15 protein-coding genes are annotated in these 16,953 nt (G+C 60.3%); 4 read left to right on the forward strand and 11 right to left on the reverse strand.

From position 1 onward, the window contains the following. Positions 1–49 precede the first annotated feature (49 nt). Together JFT85_RS18520 and JFT85_RS18525 are read left to right on the forward strand one after the other, a co-directional pair. Complete coding sequence (locus tag JFT85_RS18520; protein ID WP_078827440.1) at positions 50–1,819, forward strand: acyl-CoA dehydrogenase C-terminal domain-containing protein; 1,770 nt, start codon at positions 50–52, stop codon at positions 1,817–1,819. 122 nt (positions 1,820–1,941) lie between these two features. Beyond that, positions 1,942–3,720, forward strand: coding sequence for an acyl-CoA dehydrogenase C-terminal domain-containing protein (locus JFT85_RS18525; protein ID WP_069551978.1), 1,779 nt, complete (start codon positions 1,942–1,944; stop codon positions 3,718–3,720). A gap of 226 nt (positions 3,721–3,946) precedes the next feature. Here JFT85_RS18525 and JFT85_RS18530 read toward each other — a convergent pair whose 3' ends face one another. Beyond that, on the reverse strand, positions 3,947–4,846 hold the full coding sequence (locus tag JFT85_RS18530) for a LysR family transcriptional regulator (protein WP_053258337.1): 900 nt from the start codon (positions 4,844–4,846) through the stop codon (positions 3,947–3,949). 209 nt (positions 4,847–5,055) lie between these two features. On the opposite strand from JFT85_RS18530, the gene JFT85_RS18535 reads away from it, so the two are divergent. Both JFT85_RS18535 and JFT85_RS18540 read left to right on the forward strand, forming a co-directional pair. After that, a complete protein-coding gene (locus JFT85_RS18535) occupies positions 5,056–6,315 on the forward strand; it encodes an aspartate aminotransferase family protein (protein WP_069551977.1) in 1,260 nt (419 codons plus the stop codon). Between the two features lie 181 nt (positions 6,316–6,496). Next, positions 6,497–6,655, forward strand: coding sequence for a YqaE/Pmp3 family membrane protein (locus JFT85_RS18540; protein WP_010207008.1), 159 nt, complete (start codon positions 6,497–6,499; stop codon positions 6,653–6,655). Between the two features lie 5 nt (positions 6,656–6,660). Here the strand turns inward: JFT85_RS18540 and pqqE are convergent, their stop codons facing one another. From pqqE to JFT85_RS18590, 10 genes are all read right to left on the reverse strand, one after another. Continuing rightward, positions 6,661–7,791 carry a pyrroloquinoline quinone biosynthesis protein PqqE gene (pqqE, locus tag JFT85_RS18545; RefSeq protein WP_064454410.1) on the reverse strand — a complete coding sequence of 377 codons (1,131 nt, stop codon included), beginning with the start codon at positions 7,789–7,791 and terminating at the stop codon, positions 6,661–6,663. Further along, positions 7,784–8,059 carry a pyrroloquinoline quinone biosynthesis peptide chaperone PqqD gene (pqqD, locus tag JFT85_RS18550; RefSeq protein ID WP_038843051.1) on the reverse strand — a complete coding sequence of 92 codons (276 nt, stop codon included), beginning with the start codon at positions 8,057–8,059 and terminating at the stop codon, positions 7,784–7,786. The genes pqqE and pqqD overlap by 8 nt, the downstream gene beginning before the upstream one ends. Beyond that, entirely contained in the window at positions 8,056–8,808 is a 753-nt protein-coding gene (pqqC, locus tag JFT85_RS18555) for a pyrroloquinoline-quinone synthase PqqC (protein ID WP_053258334.1), read from the reverse strand. The genes pqqD and pqqC overlap by 4 nt, the downstream gene beginning before the upstream one ends. An 11-nt stretch (positions 8,809–8,819) precedes the next feature. Further along, a complete protein-coding gene (gene pqqB, locus JFT85_RS18560) occupies positions 8,820–9,731 on the reverse strand; it encodes a pyrroloquinoline quinone biosynthesis protein PqqB (RefSeq protein ID WP_053258333.1) in 912 nt (303 codons plus the stop codon). 71 nt (positions 9,732–9,802) lie between these two features. Next, positions 9,803–9,877, reverse strand: coding sequence for a pyrroloquinoline quinone precursor peptide PqqA (gene pqqA / locus JFT85_RS18565; protein WP_003194766.1), 75 nt, complete (start codon positions 9,875–9,877; stop codon positions 9,803–9,805). Positions 9,878–10,035: 158 nt separating this feature from the next. Next, a complete protein-coding gene (gene pqqF, locus JFT85_RS18570) occupies positions 10,036–12,411 on the reverse strand; it encodes a pyrroloquinoline quinone biosynthesis protein PqqF (protein WP_201230254.1) in 2,376 nt (791 codons plus the stop codon). A gap of 48 nt (positions 12,412–12,459) precedes the next feature. Next, positions 12,460–13,254, reverse strand: a complete 795-nt coding sequence (locus JFT85_RS18575; protein ID WP_053258331.1) for a carbon-nitrogen hydrolase family protein — start codon at positions 13,252–13,254, stop codon at positions 12,460–12,462. 10 nt (positions 13,255–13,264) lie between these two features. Then, a complete protein-coding gene (locus JFT85_RS18580) occupies positions 13,265–14,947 on the reverse strand; it encodes a flavin monoamine oxidase family protein (protein ID WP_053258806.1) in 1,683 nt (560 codons plus the stop codon). 167 nt (positions 14,948–15,114) lie between these two features. Beyond that, complete coding sequence (locus JFT85_RS18585) at positions 15,115–15,561, reverse strand: Lrp/AsnC family transcriptional regulator (RefSeq protein WP_053258330.1); 447 nt, start codon at positions 15,559–15,561, stop codon at positions 15,115–15,117. Between the two features lie 134 nt (positions 15,562–15,695). Continuing rightward, positions 15,696–16,918, reverse strand: a protein-coding gene (locus JFT85_RS18590) for an IS3 family transposase (protein ID WP_167422752.1) whose coding sequence is annotated in 2 segments (ribosomal slippage) — positions 15,696–16,567 and positions 16,567–16,918 — 1,224 coding nt in all. Because the reading frame shifts where the segments join, the coding sequence is not laid out codon by codon here. Positions 16,919–16,953: the final 35 nt, after the last annotated feature.

The following is a 16,953-nucleotide window of genomic DNA, read 5'->3' on the forward strand; positions in this document are numbered from 1 at the left end:
GGTCGTGGCCGGCAGTAGGTTGAAACCATCTGCTGCCGGAGACATCGCCATGCCTGAGTACAAAGCTCCCCTGCGCGACATGCGCTTTCTGATCGACAACGTGTTTGATTTCCACGGCCATTACGCTGCCTTGGGCGCTACCGACGCCAGCCCGGACATGGTCAGTGCGATCCTCGAGGAAGGCGCCAAATTCTGCGAGAACGTGCTCGCGCCGCTCAATCGCAGTGGTGATGAAGAGGGCTGCCATTTCGATAATGGCGTGGTCACCACGCCCAAGGGCTTCAAGCAAGCCTTTGCCCAGTACGTGGAAGGCGGCTGGCACGGCGTGGCGGCGGACCCGGCCTACGGCGGTCAGGGTTTGCCGCATTCATTGGGCCTGGTGCTGAGCGAAATGATCGGTTCCAGCAACACCTCGTGGGGCATGTACCCGGGGCTCACGCACGGCGCGATGTCGGCGATCCATGCCCACGGCACCGCAGAACAGAAAGCCACCTTCCTGAACAAACTCACCGCCGGTGAATGGACCGGCACCATGTGCCTGACCGAAGCCCACTGCGGCACCGACCTGGGGCTGATCAAGACCCGCGCCGTGCCTCAGGCGGATGGCAGTTACGCGGTCACCGGCAGCAAGATCTTCATCTCGGCCGGCGAGCATGACCTGAGCGCCAATATCATCCATCTGGTCCTGGCCAAGTTGCCGGATGCGCCGGCAGGCACCAAAGGCATCTCCTTGTTTATCGTGCCCAAGTTCCACGCGGATTCGGGCGAGCGCAACGCGGTGCACTGCGGCTCAATCGAGCACAAGATGGGCATCAAGGCTTCGGCGACGTGCGTGCTGAACTTCGACGGTGCCAAAGGCTTCCTGATCGGCGAGGCGAACAAAGGCCTCAACTGCATGTTCACGATGATGAACCACGCCCGCTTGGGCACTGGCATGCAGGGCTTGTGCAATGGCGAGACGAGTTTTCAGGGCGCGGTCAAGTACGCTAACGACCGCCTGCAAATGCGTTCGCTGACCGGCGCCAAAGCCCCGGACAAAGCCGCCGACCCGATCATCGTGCACGCCGATGTGCGCCGTATGTTGCTGACCATGAAAGCCTTCAATGAGGGCAACCGGGCGCTGACCTATTTCACTGCACAATTACTTGATACGGCGCACCTGAGCAGTGACGCCACGCAACGTCAGGAAGCTGAAGACCTGCTGGCGTTCCTCACGCCGATCTGCAAAGCCTTTATGACCGAAACCGGGCTGGAAGTGACCAACCACGGCATGCAGGTATTTGGCGGCCATGGCTACATTCGCGAATGGGGCATGGAGCAGTTGGTGCGCGATTGCCGGATTGCGCCGATCTATGAAGGCACCAACGGCATCCAGGCCCTCGACCTGCTGGGGCGCAAGGTGCTGGGTAGCCAGGGCAAGCTGCTGCGCGGGTTTACCAAGCTTGTGCATAAGTTCTGTGCGGCGAATGCCGGGCATCCGCAGCTCAAGGCCCATGTGGAGCAGCTTAATCAGCTGAATCAGCAGTGGGGCGAGTTGACCGTCAAGGTGGGGATGGCGGCGATGAAAAACCCGGATGAAGTGGGCGCAGCGGCGGTGGATTACTTGATGTACAGCGGCTACATCATCCTTGGTTACCTGTGGTTGCGTATGGCGATCACCGCCCAGGCACTCGACGACACCGAGTTTGCCAACGCCAAGCTGGCGACATGCGACTTCTACTTCAAGCGTTTGCTGCCGCGCACAACGATGCACCAAGCGGCAGTGGAAGCGGGCAGTGACTGCCTGATGAGCTTGCCGGCTGAAGCATTTGGCTTGTAGTGACTAAAAAATACCAATCAGTCACAAGTGGACCCTATGTGTCTGAAAAGTTGTTCGGGTACACTCGGAGTCTGTAAAACCGATCCTATCGAATCACTTTTCATGTTCTCACGAGGTTTGCCATGGCTGATTACAAAGCGCCGCTGCGTGATATGCGCTTCGTCCTCAACGAAGTGTTTGAGGTCGCTGATACTTGGGCCCAATTGCCGGCATTGGCAGACACCGTGGATGCCGAAACCGTTGAGGCGATCCTTGAGGAAGCGGGCAAGGTTACCGCTAAATCCATCGCGCCCCTGAGCCGCAACGGCGATGAGCAAGGCTGCCGCTGGGCCGACAGCGTGGTCAGCACGCCGGAGGGTTTCCCTGCAGCGTACAAAACCTACGCCGAAGGCGGTTGGGTGGGTGTCGGCGGCGATCCGGTGTTCGGCGGTATGGGCATGCCCAAAGCTGTCTCGGCCCAGGTTGAAGAGATGATCAACTCGTCGAGCCTGGCGTTTGGCCTGTACCCGATGCTGACGTCCGGCGCTTGCGTGTCGATCAACACCCATGCCAGCGAAGCGCTCAAGGCGACCTACCTGCCGAAGATGTACTCGGGTGAGTGGTCCGGTTCCATGTGCCTGACGGAAGCCCATGCCGGGACTGACCTGGGCATGATCCGCACCAAAGCTGAGCCTCAGGCGGACGGTTCCTACACGATCAGCGGCACCAAGATCTTTATCACCGGTGGCGAACACGACCTGACCGAAAACATTATCCACCTGGTGCTGGCCAAGCTGCCGGATGCGCCGGCGGGCCCCAAGGGCATCTCGCTGTTTCTGGTGCCGAAGTTCATGGTCAATGCCGACGGCAGCCTGGGCGCGCGTAACCCGGTCACCTGCGGCTCGATCGAACACAAAATGGGTATCCAGGCGTCTGCCACCTGCGTAATGAACTTCGACGCAGCGGTGGGTTACCTGGTGGGTGAGCCCAACCGTGGGTTGGCGGCGATGTTCACCATGATGAACTACGAGCGTTTGGGGGTGGGTATCCAAGGCTTGGCATCCGGCGAACGTTCCTACCAGAACGCGATTGAATATGCGCGTGACCGCCTGCAAAGCCGTTCGCCGACCGGCGCCAAGGCCAAGGATAAAGTGGCTGACCCGATCATCGTGCACCCCGACGTGCGCCGCATGCTGCTGACCATGAAGGCTTCGAACGAAGGCGGCCGTGCGTTCTCCACCTATGTGGCCACACAGTTGGACATCGCCAAGTTCAGCGAAGATGCCGCCGCCCGTCAGCGCGCCGACAACCTGGTGGCGTTGCTGACGCCAGTCGCCAAGGCCTTCCTCACCGACCTCGGGCTGGAAACCACTGTGCTCGGCCAGCAGGTGTTTGGCGGCCACGGCTACATTCGTGAGTGGGGCCAGGAGCAACTGGTGCGTGACGTGCGCATCACCCAGATCTACGAAGGCACCAACGGCATTCAGGCGCTGGACTTGATGGGGCGCAAGATCGTCGGCAGCGGCGGTGCGTTTTATAACGTGTTCGCCGACGAAATCCGCCAGTTCATCGCCTCGGCAGACGCCGAGCTGAGCGAATTCACCCGACCGCTCAGCGCGGCGGTGGATAACCTGGATGAGCTGACGGCCTGGGTGTTGGACCGCGCCAAGACCAACCCGAATGAAATCGGCGCGGCTTCGGTGGAGTACCTGCATGCCTTCGGCTATATGGCTTACGCCTACATGTGGGCGCGCATGGCCAAGGCGGCGTGGGGCAAGGAGTCTGAAGAAGACTTCTACGCCAGCAAGCTGGGCACCGCACGCTTCTACTTTGCCCGTCTGCTGCCACGTATTCATTCGCTGAGTGCGTCGGTCAAAGCGGGCAGTGAATCACTGTTTTTGCTGGATGAGGCACTGTTTTAAGGGCTTGGAGGGCGTGTAAGCATTCTCTTACATGACGTGCTGCTATTCGTCCTCTATCGCCAAATTGGATCCACGGATAATCTACTTCACATGGACGTCGCGCAGGAAGCGCAAAGCAACAACACGGACACGTAGGATTCTGCCAGGACGGCGGAGTGAAATGGATGTCAGGGAAACAGTCTGCAAAGCCCCGCTTCGGCGGGGTTTTCTTTTGCCCGCGAAAAAGTCAGGCCGGCGCCTGAGGGGCATTCATCACGTCCTCCAGCAGCGTGCGCAACAGCGCTACGGTCGCTTGCTGGCGCTGTACGTCGCGGCACACCAACCCCACTTTCAGCGGCACCCTCGGTTCACTCAAGGGTTTCCACAACAATGCTTTGCTGTTGTGTTCATCCTGGGAGCGCCCCGGCAATACGGTGGCAAGTTTGGTATGGGGCAGGCTGTCGAGAATCCCCACCATGGTATTCAATTCCGCTTGCACCTGCGGTCGTCGCCCAAGGTTGGATAGCTGGCCTTGCCAGATCTGCCGCACCTGGAACTCCTCCCCCAGCAACAACATCGGCAACTCGGCCGCCTGTTTCAGCGAGACTTTTTTGAACGCCCGTAGCGGATGGTCTTCGGGGATGACCACCTTCAACTCATCTTCATACAACAGCACGCCATGCAGCCCTGGCTGGCGCGGCGGCAAGTAGCTGATGCCGATGTCCAGCGAGCCGTTAAGCAACCGGCGTTCGATTTCCAGCCCGGTCAATTCGTAAATCTGCACCACCAAATGCGGCTGGGCCTTGCGCACGCGCTCCAGCATTTGCGGGACCAGGCTGGTGTGCACGGTTTGCAGTACGCCAATGGCCAAGGTGCGCATCGCCTGGCCCTTGAAGTTGCGCAGGGCTTCGACGGCGTGCTGCATGCCATCAATCAAAGGCAACGCATGGTTGTACAAGGTATGCGCCGCCAGCGTGGGTAAGAGGCGCTTGCTGCTGCGCTCGAACAGGCTCACATCCAGGTTCTGCTCCAGTTGGCGAATCTGTTGCGACAGCGCCGGTTGCGAGATCGAAAGTCGCTCCGCGGCACGGCCGACGTGGCCTTCCTCATACACCGCGACGAAATAACGCAGTTGCTTGAAATCCATAAGACTTACTTATCGAAAAAGCTGGAAAATCGAAATGGCCGCTGGCCCTTGAGACGCCTAGTCTAGCGCCTATTCGCAGGGCTTACAGGGCCGGATCGGGCAATGAACAACGTTTATCTTGATAGCGTTTACATAGGCAAGGCAAAAAACCTTCAGGCAGTGTTTGCACGGAACGCCGACCAACGTCGGGTTGCCATGGGGGGTGAGCTGTGAATCTGTTTCGTCGCCCTGCGCCGAGCCTGGATGATTTGATCCTGGACGCGCCGCATGAATTGCCCAGTGAATCCTTGATGCCGACGGTGGCCAGGCCTGCGCAGGTTTTCGTGCGTGGCCAGGGCTCCTGGCTCTGGGACAGCGACGACCGAGCCTACCTGGATTTCAGCCAGGGCAGCGCCGCCAACAGCCTCGGCCACAGCCCACGGGTATTGATCAACGCCCTGGCCGATCAGGCTCAGGCGCTGATCAACCCGGGCAGCGGCCTGCACAACCGCGCCCAACTGAACCTCGTCGACCGGCTGTGCCAGCACACCGGCAGCGATCAGGGTTACCTGCTCAACAGTGGCGCGGAAGCCTGTGAAGCTGCGATCAAGCTGGCACGCAAATGGGGGCAACTGCATCGTGGCGGCGCGTATCGCATCATCAGTGCGAGCACCGGTTGCCATGGCGGTAGTTTTGCGGCGATGGCGGCTTCGGCCAGCGCGGGTACAAGCCGATTTGAACCGCTGTTGCCGGGCTTCAGCCATGTGCCCTTTAACGATTTGCCCGCCCTGCATGCGGCGGTGGACGCGCAGACCGTCGCCATCATGCTGGAGCCGATCCAGGGCGAAGCCGGCGTAATCCCCGCCTCGGAACTTTACCTCAAGGGTGTTGAGCGCCTGTGCCGCGAGTTGGGCATCCTGCTGATCCTCGACGAAGTGCACACCGGTATCGGGCGTTGCGGCACCTTGCTTGCCGAACAGCAGTACGGCGTGCGCGCCGACATCGTCACCCTGGGCAAAGGCCTCGGCGGCGGCGTGCCGTTGGCAGCACTGCTGGCGCGTGGCAAGGCGTGTTGCTTCGAAGCGGGCGAGATGGCCGGCACCCATCACGGCAATGCGTTGATGGCCTCGGCCGGGGTGGCGGTACTCGAATCGGTGCTGGCGGACGGTTTTCTGCAACACGTCCGTGAATCCGGCCTGTACCTCGGCGAAGGCCTCGCCCGGTTGGCCTATCGATACGACCACGGCCAATTACGCGGCCATGGCCTGATGTGGGGCCTGACGTTATCGGACGATTGCGCTGATGCCGTGGTAAAAGCCGCTTTGCACGAAGGCCTGATCCTTAATGCCCCGCAACCTGACTGCCTGCGCTTTACTCCGGCGCTCACGGTCAGCAAAAACCACATCGACGAAATGCTCCTGCGCCTGGCCCGTACCTTCGCGCGCGTGCGCACCGCGCAACTGCAATGCCGCAAGGGCATCGCCGTTTAACCCTCCTTCCAGAACCGTCTCGCGGCATACGCGGCGCCTCCAGCCTGATTCTTTTGGCTGGGGGCGTTTTTTTGTCTGCTCACTGTGGGATGGCCCAATGCCAGATTCCACTGAACCCTCACGAACGGCCAAGGTCGATTAGCTACACGGCTCACACGAGCCGACTTTTTGGAGCTGACCCATGGACATCATTCGCATCATCATCGCCATTCTGCTGCCGCCACTGGGTGTGTTCCTGCAAGTGGGTTTCGCCGGCGCGTTCTGGTTGAACATCCTGCTGACCCTGTGCGGTTATTTCCCGGGCATCATTCACGCGGTGTACATCATCGCCAAACGCTGAAGCCGTCAGCCTTTTGCGATGAGCCGTGAGTTGCGCTCATTGCGAAAGGCCAGTTGCTCAATGGTCTGAGTGGCGTGTTCGGCCTCTTCCCGCGCTTGCAGGATGATGCCGTGCTGCTCGGACTTGCTGCACACCGGGTCGGCATTGCTCGCGTCGCCCGTGAGCATGAAGGCCTGGCAACGGCAGCCGCCAAAGTCCTTTTCTTTTTCATCGCATGAGCGGCAAGGCTCGGGCATCCAGTCGTAGCCGCGAAAGCGGTTGAAGCCAAACGAGTCGTACCAGATGTGCTGCATGCTGTGGTCACGCACATTGGGAAATTGCACCGGCATCTGTCGGGCACCGTGGCAGGGCAGGGCAGTGCCGTCCGGCGTTACCGTCAGAAAAATACTCCCCCAGCCATTCATGCAGGCTTTTGGGCGTTCCTCGTAATAATCTGGTGTGACGAAAATCAGCTTGCATGGATGGCCTTCGGCTTCCAGCTTGGCGCGGTACTCGTTGGTGATGCGTTCGGCGCGCACCAGCTGTTCTTTGGTCGGCAGCAACCCAACACGATTGAGCTGCGCCCAGCCATAGAACTGGCAGGTGGCGAGTTCGACGAAGTCTGCTTCCAGTGCGATGCACAGCTCGATGATGCGGTCGATTTTATCGATATTGTGCCGATGGGTGACGAAGTTCAGCACCATCGGATAGCCATGCGCTTTCACCGCACGGGCCATTTCGAGTTTTTGCGCGAAAGCTTTTTTCGAGCCTGCGAGCAAGTTGTTCACCTGTTCATCACTGGCTTGGAAGCTGATCTGGATATGGTCCAGGCCGGCTTTCTTGAAGTCACTGATCTTCTGTTCAGTGAGGCCAATCCCGGAGGTGATGAGGTTGGTGTAGAAGCCCAGCTTGCGCGCCTCGGCGATCAGCTCGGCAAGGTCCTGGCGCACCAACGGTTCACCGCCGGAAAAGCCCAATTGCGCAGCACCCATCTCCCGGGCTTCGCGAAATACCTTGATCCACTGCTCAGTGCTCAGCTCCTTGCCTTGCTCGGCAAAATCCAGTGGATTGGAGCAATACGGGCACTGTAGCGGGCAGCGGTAGGTCAGCTCGGCGAGCAGCCACAGCGGCAGGCCAATGGGCGGTTTTTCAGGCAAGGGTAATCCAGTGCTCAGCACGGGCGACCTCCATGAAATCCTCGATGTCTTTACCGAGCTCAGGCACGCCAGGGAATTGTTTATCCAGTTCGGCGATGATGGCCGCTACGTCGCGCTCGCCGTCGATCAAGCCACCGATCAACGCGGCGCTGTCGTTGAGCTTGATCATGCCTTCGGGGTAGAGCAACACGTGGCCTTTTTGCGCTGGCTCGTACTGGTAGCGGTAGCCCTGGCGCCACGTCGGTGTTTTGCTGCGATCAAAGCTCATAGGGTGATCCCTTTATGCCAGACCCGCTGCTCGGTCACGCTGTGATAGGGCGGGCGGTTCAGTTCATAGGCCATGCTCATGGCATCCAGCATGCTCCACAGTATGTCCAGTTTGAACTGGAGAATTTCCAGCATGCGCTCCTGGCCTTCGCGGGTGGTGTAGTGCTGCAAGGTGATCGCCAAACCGTGCTCCACGTCGCGACGGGCCTGGCCCAGGCGGGTGCGGAAATACTCATAACCGGCAGGGTCGATCCAGGGGTAGTGCTGCGGCCAGCTGTCGAGGCGCGACTGGTGGATCTGCGGCGCGAACAGTTCGGTCAGCGAGCTGCTGGCGGCTTCTTGCCAGCTGGCGCGGCGGGCGAAGTTGACGTAAGCGTCCACGGCAAACCGCACGCCGGGCAGCACCAGCTCCTGGGAGCGCAGCTGGTCCGGGTCGAGGCCGACCGCCTGACCCAAACGCAGCCAGGCTTCGATGCCGCCATCCTCACCGGGGGCACCGTCGTGGTCGAGCAGGCGCTGGATCCACTCGCGGCGGATTTCGCGGTCCGGGCAATTGGCCAGGATGGCGGCATCCTTCAAGGGGATGTTCACCTGATAGTAAAAACGGTTGGCAACCCAGCCCTGGATCTGCTCGCGGGTGGCGCGGCCTTCATACATCGCCACGTGGTATGGGTGATGGATATGGTAGAAGGCGCCTTTGGCCCGTAAGGCGTGCTCGAACTCGGCGGGCGTCAGTGGTGTGTCAGTCATTTCGGTTGCTCCTACAATTCGAGGCTCATGCCGTCGTAAGCCACTTCAACGTTACGTCGCACCAGCTCGGCCCTTTCGGGGGAGTCTTCATCGAGGATCGGGTTGGTGTTGTTGATGTGAATCAGCACTTTGCGTTGCTTGGGCAACTGCTCCAGCACTTCCAGCATGCCGCCGGGGCCGTTTTGCGCCAGGTGGCCCATCTCGCGACCGGTGCGCGTGCCGACGCCACGGCGCTGCATTTCGTCGTCGTCCCACATCGTGCCGTCCACCAGCAGGCAATCGCTGCCGGCCATGATCTCCAGCAATGGCGCGTCGACTTTGCCCAGGCCCGGGGCGTAGAACAGTTTGCCGCCGGTGCGCAGGTCTTCAACGATCAGGCCGATGTTATCGCCAGGGTGCGGGTCGAAGCGGTGCGGCGAGTAGGGCGGTGCGGCGCTGCGCAGTGGCAGCGGGGTGAAACGCAGGTTAGGGCACGCCGGGATGGTGAAGCTGGCGTCCAGTTCGATGCGGTTCCAGGCCAGGCCGCCGTTCCAGTGCGTGAGCATGGTGAACAGCGGGAAACCGGTGCTCAGGTCTTCATGGACCATGTCGGTGCACCACACCTGGTGCGGGCAGCCTTCGCGCAGGCTCAACAGGCCGGTGGTGTGGTCGATCTGGCTGTCCATCAAGATGATTGCGCTGATGCCGGTATCGCGCAGGGCGCGGCCGGGTTGCATCGGTGCAAAGCCCTGCAGTTGCGCGCGGATATCCGGCGAAGCATTGCACAGCACCCAGTTAACCCCATCGTCAGAGATCGCGATGGACGACTGAGTACGCGCCTGCGCCCGCAGGCTGCCAGCGCGAAAGCCTGCGCAGTTCACGCAGTTGCAGTTCCACTGCGGGAAGCCACCGCCGGCGGCGGAACCTAGAATCTGGACAAACATGGTCGCTCCATCAAGCAAAACTCAAAACAAAAACGCCCCGGGCGAGCCGAGGCGTTGTCTTACCCAGCCAATCAGCGGCTGGCGAAGTACATGGTGACTTCAAAACCGATACGCAGATCAGTGTAAGCAGGTTTGGACCAAGTCATATTCATACTCCTACCAAAGGATGGGACGTTCACTACTGAGTCATACATATAGTCCACCTCCAATCGGAGATGTTCAGATATTGCCTATTAATGTTACGCAATTCTTTTCAAGTTAGCGCTGTCTTGGTGGAAAAAGCCTGTTGCAGGGTTGGCAATGATCAACCTGCCGGTTGCCAGGCGTCCGTGATGCGCGGGCCGTTGGCCACACAGCGCCAGCCACCTGTCGCGTCGTTGAGTTGCTGGGCGGCGTGCTGCAAATCCTCGCGCGTCAGGGTTTGGATCAGGTGCTGAAGGTGCCCCAGATAATCCGACGTGTGGCCCGCCAGGTGGGCATGCCAAAGCAGCTCGGCGGCTTGGGCGACAGGTAGCTCCGCGGCAGAGAATTGCTGCGCCAGCCGCTGGTTGTCGAAGTCGGCGCTGCGCTCGACCAATGCCGGCAACTGTTCCAGGAAGGTGTTCAGGTGATCAACGATCCCGCTCAGCGACACGCTGGGGGATTGCACGCCAAACAGCAGCCCGGTTTGCCCGTTGACCTGTCGGATGCCGCTGAATACCGCGTAGCCGATTTGCAGTTCGACGCGCAGGCGCTGGTAAAACGGACCCTGCAGCAGGTGCCCAAGCAGTCGCCATGCCGCTTCGTCTGCCAGCGCGCGCGTCGGCGTTGGGCAAAACAGCAACAACGCGGCCTCGTTGGAGTCGGTGCTTATCGCGTGCCATAGCTTCTGGCCGCTGAGCGTGGGTGAGGTGGACTCAAGGTTCGCCGGCTGCCCAGGCAGCCGCGCTGCCGCGACTTTGATCGCAGCTTCACAGGCGGCGGGTAAACCGATACCCAACCCTTGCCACCGGGCGGTCGTCCATGTGCCTGGCGCCTCGCACGTGCCGGAATGATCACCGCTGCAGCAAGCAGGCAACGCCTTGAGCAATGCACGAATAGCGATCAGCGGCGTTGGGGCGGGTGACGCCAGGTGTTCATCCAGTGAGCCAAGGCGACGAGCCAGTTCTTCAAGCACTGCCGGCATGGGCTCGTGAAGGCCGATCATTTTCACCTGCCAGTCATTGCCAGTGGTTTCGAAAGACAACTCGATTCCGGCCTGATGGGCATTCTCACGTAAAGACTGCAATGCGCTTTCCAGCCCGGCGGGTACGGCTGCGTCAAACCGCCAGTGCAGGTAGAGCGCGCCTTCATCGGTGTCATCTGCCACTGCCTGGCTGAATACCAGCGCCGAGACCTCGCGGCGGCCGCGGGAGCGGTCCTGGGCAAAGGTGCGCAAACCACGGTGGGCACTGGTCTGGCCGCGAATCAGGCCGGCGCGTTCTGCTTTGACGGGCGGGCGCAGAAACGGGTTGTGGGGTGCCAATTGCCAGGGGTATTCAGACGGCGGCAAGTGCAGGGCATCCAGCATGGTCTTCAGGGCCGCGCAATCTTGTTGCGACAGGCCTTTGCTGTCGTGGCGAGCCAATGCCAGGGCGCCTTGGACCTGTTGTTGGCGAGCCGCAAGCAGGGCGAATTCTTCGCGCAACGAAGACCAGTCGCTGTGTACGAAAAAGCTCAGCCAGTCGTGCAGCAGCGCTTCGATTCGAGTCGCCGAACTGTCTTGGTTGCCAAGGGTAAAGTCGATATCCAGCACGGCCTGGTCAGCGAAGTGATAAAGCACCGACGCCTGCACTGCGCTGGCCAGTTTTCGTGCTTTCAGTTCGGCCAGCAGCCCGCCCGGCGCCGAGGCGTTGAGCCACGTGCAGAGAAAATCCAGTGCTTCACGGGGGGCGTCACAGGCAATGACGTGGTGCAGGTGGTGGTGGGCGGTGTGTTGATAAACCCGTGCCTCGCCCTGCATCAGCGCTGGCGGCGCAGCCTGTGGGCGCGCTGGCCCTGAAGCCAATGCTTGGCTGAACTGTTGGGCCAACGCGTGCAGCGCCTCCAGCGGCTGCGGGCCGGCGAGGCTCAAGGTCATCTGCCCGGTCCGATAGAACCCGGCGTGGAATTCCCGCAAGGCCTGTTGAAATGCCTCACGCTCCAGCGGCAGGCTGTCGCGATTGCCGGCATGAAAGCCTCGCAGGGGATGGTCGGCTGCCAAACCTTCCAGCAGTGCGACTTGCTGTTGCGCGTTGGCGTCTTCAGACCAGGCAACAAACTCCGCTTGCAGCACTTCGCGTTCACGCCGCTGGTCCTCAAGCGCCAGGCGCGGATGGGCGAGCATATCGGCCAGCCGTTCCAAGCCCCCCGCAAAGGGCGCTACCGGCAACTCAAAGAAGAAGTCCGTGGTGCGTTCGCGGGTGCTGGCGTTGACCTGCCCGCCATGGCGCTGCACGTAGGCCATCAACCCTTCGTTTGTCGGAAACCGTTGGGTGCCGAGAAACAACAAATGCTCAAGAAAATGCGCCAACCCTGGCCAGGCCAATGGCACGTCATGGCTGCCGGCGGCCACGCGTAACACCGCGGCGCAACGCTTCAAACGCGGCGCATGGTGCAAGGAAACTCGCAAGCCGTTGGCCAGCGTCAGGTGCAGGTGATGAGGGTGGGCCGGCGCAGGCATGGGCACTTCCAAAACGTAGAATGTGCCTATGCTAACAAACCGGCCGGGTCAGGGCTTGTGCAGTGCGCCGTATAGCTCGGGGCGTCGATCCTGAAGGTAGTGATTGGCAGTGCGTGCGTCCGTGATGGCTTGGCGGTCCAACTGCCCGACGATCAAGGCTTCATCCAGGCCGGCCTGGGCGATTCGCTGACCATTTGGCGCGGCAATGCTGCTTTGTCCGCAGTATTGAATCGTGTCTTCGTGCCCGCAGTAGTTGGCATAGGCCACATAACACTGGTTTTCAAAGGCCCGCGCTCGCACGGTCACGTCGGCGACGAAGTCGAACGGCACCATGTTGGCGGTGGGCACCAGGATCAGTTCGGCCCCGGCCAGGGCCAGGCGACGGGTGTTTTCCGGGAATTCCAGGTCATAGCAGATCAGAAAACCGAGCGTCCAACCGTTCAGTTCCACCAGCGGGAAATCATCCTCCCCGGCACTGAACATCGAGTGATCCAGGTCGCCAAACAGGTGGGTCTTGCGATAGTTGCACAAGCGCCGGCCGTGGGCGTCGATCAACTGCACGGCGTTGTAGATCTGCCCGTCCTCGGCACGCTCCGGGTAGCCATAGAGGATCGCCAGCCCGGCGCTTTTCGCCAGGTCGGCAATCGTCTGTGCTGACGGCCCATCCTGAGCTTCGGCCAACGCGCCAACCGCTTCGGCACCGATGTTGTAGCCGCTGAGGAACATCTCCGGCAGCACCAGCACATCGGCACCCGACGCTTCATGCGCGAGTGAATGCAGGCGCGTGAGATTGCCGGCGACATCCAACGGCAGCGGTGGGCATTGGTACAGGGCGACGCGCATGTTCAACTCCTTAATCGGCCAGGGCGATCGGTCCGATTTCATCAAATACGTCACCCGGCCCCGGGTTCTCCGGGTGAGTGCTGCCACCGAAGTGAGTCATGATGCCCCACACCGCGTTCAGCGAAGTCTGCACCGCGCCTTCCACCCAGGCGGGGGTCCAGGACACGTCGTCACCGGCGATAAAAATCCCACGTTGTTCGGCGGGCATGTCCTTCTGCATGAAGTGCGCATACATCCGCTGGTTGTAACGATAGTGGCCGGGCAATGCGCCTTTGAAAGCCCCGAGGAAATGCGGGTCGGCTTCCCACGATACGGTAATCGGGTCGCCGATGATGCGCGCCTTGATGTCGACTTTCGGGTAAATCTTCTTCAGCGCGTCGAGGGCCAGCTTGACGCGTTTGTCGATGGGCTGCGGGAGCATTTTCAGCGCGTCGCTCATCCACGAGTACGACAGGCAGATAACCCCAGGCTTGTCGTCGCCGTTGTCGAACAGGTACGTGCCACGGGTCAGGCGATCGGTGAGGGTCATGCTCATCAGGTCGCGGCCGGTTTCCGGGTCTTTGTCTTTCCAGAACGGGCGGTCGACCATCACGAAGGTTTTCGACGACTGCATGTAGCGCGTGCGGTCCAGGGCCATCCACATTTTTTGCGAAAACAGGCTTTCGTCGCATTCGATCTGGGTGGTCAGCAGCCAGCTTTGGCAGGTGGTCAGCACGGCGGCGTATTCGCGGGTGTCGCCGTAGTTGTCGGTGACTGCGAAACGGCCATCGGCGGCGTGGGCAATGCGTTTCACCCCCGCCCGTGGCGCGCCGCGATGCAGCGAGCTGAGGCTGGTGCCCGCCGGCCAGTGGGCGCAACGCTCAGGCACATGGCGCCAAATGCCCATGGGCACCTGCGCCACACCGCCGACCACCAGGTGTTGATGGTCGTCGCAGTTGGTCATCACCACGCGGAAGATCTCGAGCATCGAGTTGGGGAAGTCCGAGTCCCAGCCGCCGGTGCCGAAACCGACCTGGCCGAACACTTCGCGATGATGGAACGACAGCTTGGCGAAGGCCTTCGAGGTGGCGACGAAGTCATAGAAGGTGCGGTCGTCCCACAGTGGCACCAGCTTATTCCACAGCGCTTTGAGGCGCGGCACGTCGCGGTCGCGGATGGCCTGCTGGATATCACCGAATTGTGAACCGGCTTCCAGCGCATCCGCCCAGGCATCGGCAACTTCCTGGAACAGTACCGGCAAGTCGGAGATTTTTTGCGCGTAGTGAGTCTGGCCTTCGAGGTCGATCACCGTGCTGCCGGAGGCCGGCGTCAGCGGGTTGGGGAAGGGTTTGGTTTCCAGGCCCAGCTTGTCTACATAGTGGTAGAACGCGGTGGACGACACCGGAAAACGCATGCCACCCAACTCGGCGATGATGCCTTCGGCCCCTTCAAACGCCTGGGAGCGCAGGCGACCACCCATTTTCGAGGCTTCATACACCACGGGCTTGAGGCCCAGCTTCATCAGCTCGTAGGCAGCCACCAGACCGGCGATCCCGGCACCGACAATCGCTACTTCGGCGCCATGGTTGGCCGCCGGGATGCTACCCAGACCGGCCGGGTGCTCGATCCAGTCATCAAAGGCAAACGGAAAGTCCGGGCCAAAGATGGTGATGGGTTTTTTACCGTCGGCGGGGTGGCGATTGGTCTTACTGATGGTGCTGGACGGAATGCTCATGGCTGACCTTACTGGCGACTCGGCGGGATTCGGCCCGTTGAGTATAGGAAAAGATGGCAGCCAGTTTAGGCAGCGTTGCGTTCGTTAATAAGACGCAAAGTGTCGTCGGATTGGATTGTTTTTAGTCAAAGTGACGAAGTTTTCAGTCAAATTGGTTGGCCGCGATCCAATTTGTTACTGAGGATGATCGAGGTAGTGGTTTTCTCCACGCCGTCGACGCTGCCGATCTGGTCCAGCAACTGATCGAGCTGTTCCGGCGAATCGGTGCGCAGCCAGGCCACGTAATCGAATTCACCACTCACCGCACACAGTTGCTGCACCTGCGCCATGGCGCTCAGCCGGCGCAACACTTCCTTGCCCGAACGCGCTTGAACGGTGATCCCGACATACGCCTGCAAACCACCATCGATCACACGTTGCCCGAGGCGCACGCCATACCCGGTAATCACCTGGGTTTTCTCCAGACGTGCCAGGCGCGACGTCACCGTGGTGCGCGCAATACCCAACTGCCGGGCAAGCATGGCCACGCTTTCGCGGGCGTTGATCTGCAAGGCGGCGATCAATTGGCGATCAATTTCATCCAGGGTGGGCAAGGGCAGGGCTCCAGTGCGGGCGGCAATGGGTGGCCATGTTACAGGTTTGCGTGGGTGTCGAGGGGGTAGGCGAACAGCCGACAAACCATCTGCGCCATGTCTAGTCCTGAAATAGGTTTACACCTGTTTCAGTCTCAAAACGCCCGATGCACCGCATCGGGCGTTTTGTATTTCAGGGATAAGTGCGGCCGCTCCCGATTGTAGATTTGCACCGATTCATCCACCATTTTCACTGCATCCGCCAGGTCTTTGGGACGATGCAGCAAAAACTCAGTCTTCAAAATCCCATTTATCCTCTCCGCCATCGCGTTCTGATAGCAATCATAGCCGTCAGTCATTGAGCACCTGATTCCGTGCCGGGCATGCATCCGTTGGTATAAATCGGAGCAATACTGGGCTCCGCGATCTGAATGATGAATGAGCGGTTGATTGGATTTTCGCTGACTAACAGCCTTCTGCAGTGCCCTGACCACCGACTCCGTATGCAGGCTGCCGTGCACATGATGACCCACGATTTTGCGGGAGTACGCGTCTGTTATCAGGCTGACGTAAGCGACACTTTCCCGCGTTGGGAGATAGGTAATGTCTGCGACCCAAACCTGCTCAGGTCTGCTGGCTACAACTTGTTCCGGGCCAGCTTTGAGTAGGTTGGGGTGACGGCGGAAGCGATGATGGCTATGCGTGGTTTTATGATAAGCACGTTTGCGAGGGACCAGCTCTCGCGCCTCACGCAAGATGGAAAACAGGCGGTCTCGACCGACACGTAGCGCCGCTGCGGCTTCAATTACCATCAGGTGGTGTAGTTTGCGCGTCCCAAGCCTCGGCTGGCGACGACGCTTTTCCAGAACGAATTCCACTACCTGCTGGTCTTGGCAAACTCTCGCATCAAAGGCTCGGTTGCGCTTGTAATACGCTTGGCGCGAAATGCCCATAAACAGGCAAGCCCTGGTAATGCTCAGGTCTTGGATTTGCCCTTGCGAGAGGACTTGCCGGGTCGCTTTTTTACGATGGACACACCGTAATCATTTTTCAAGACGTTCACGACAGCTTCAAAGAACTGGGCCTTCTGATTGCTCAGCGCCAATTGTTCTTCAAGCTCTTTGATCCGCTGTTCGGGTGTCAGCGGGAGGTTGGGGTCGGTCATCGGCCTGCTCCGCGGCGCTCGGATTGAGGCGCCTTGGCTCCAGTCCTGTCGGCCGTGCTTGCGTAACCAAACCAGCACCGTGGACCGGCCTTGAATGCCAAAGCGCCGTTGAGCCTCTTTATAACTCAACTCGCCTTTTTCGACTTGATCTACGACTGACAATTTAAAAGCTAGCGTGTAATCGCGCTGGCTCCGCCTTTTTCCCGTATCCATTGAATCCTCCTGAAGATCGGTCAGAAGGTGTAAAC

Source organism: Pseudomonas sp. TH04, from assembly GCF_016651355.1.
Taxonomy (GTDB): domain Bacteria; phylum Pseudomonadota; class Gammaproteobacteria; order Pseudomonadales; family Pseudomonadaceae; genus Aquipseudomonas; species Aquipseudomonas fluorescens.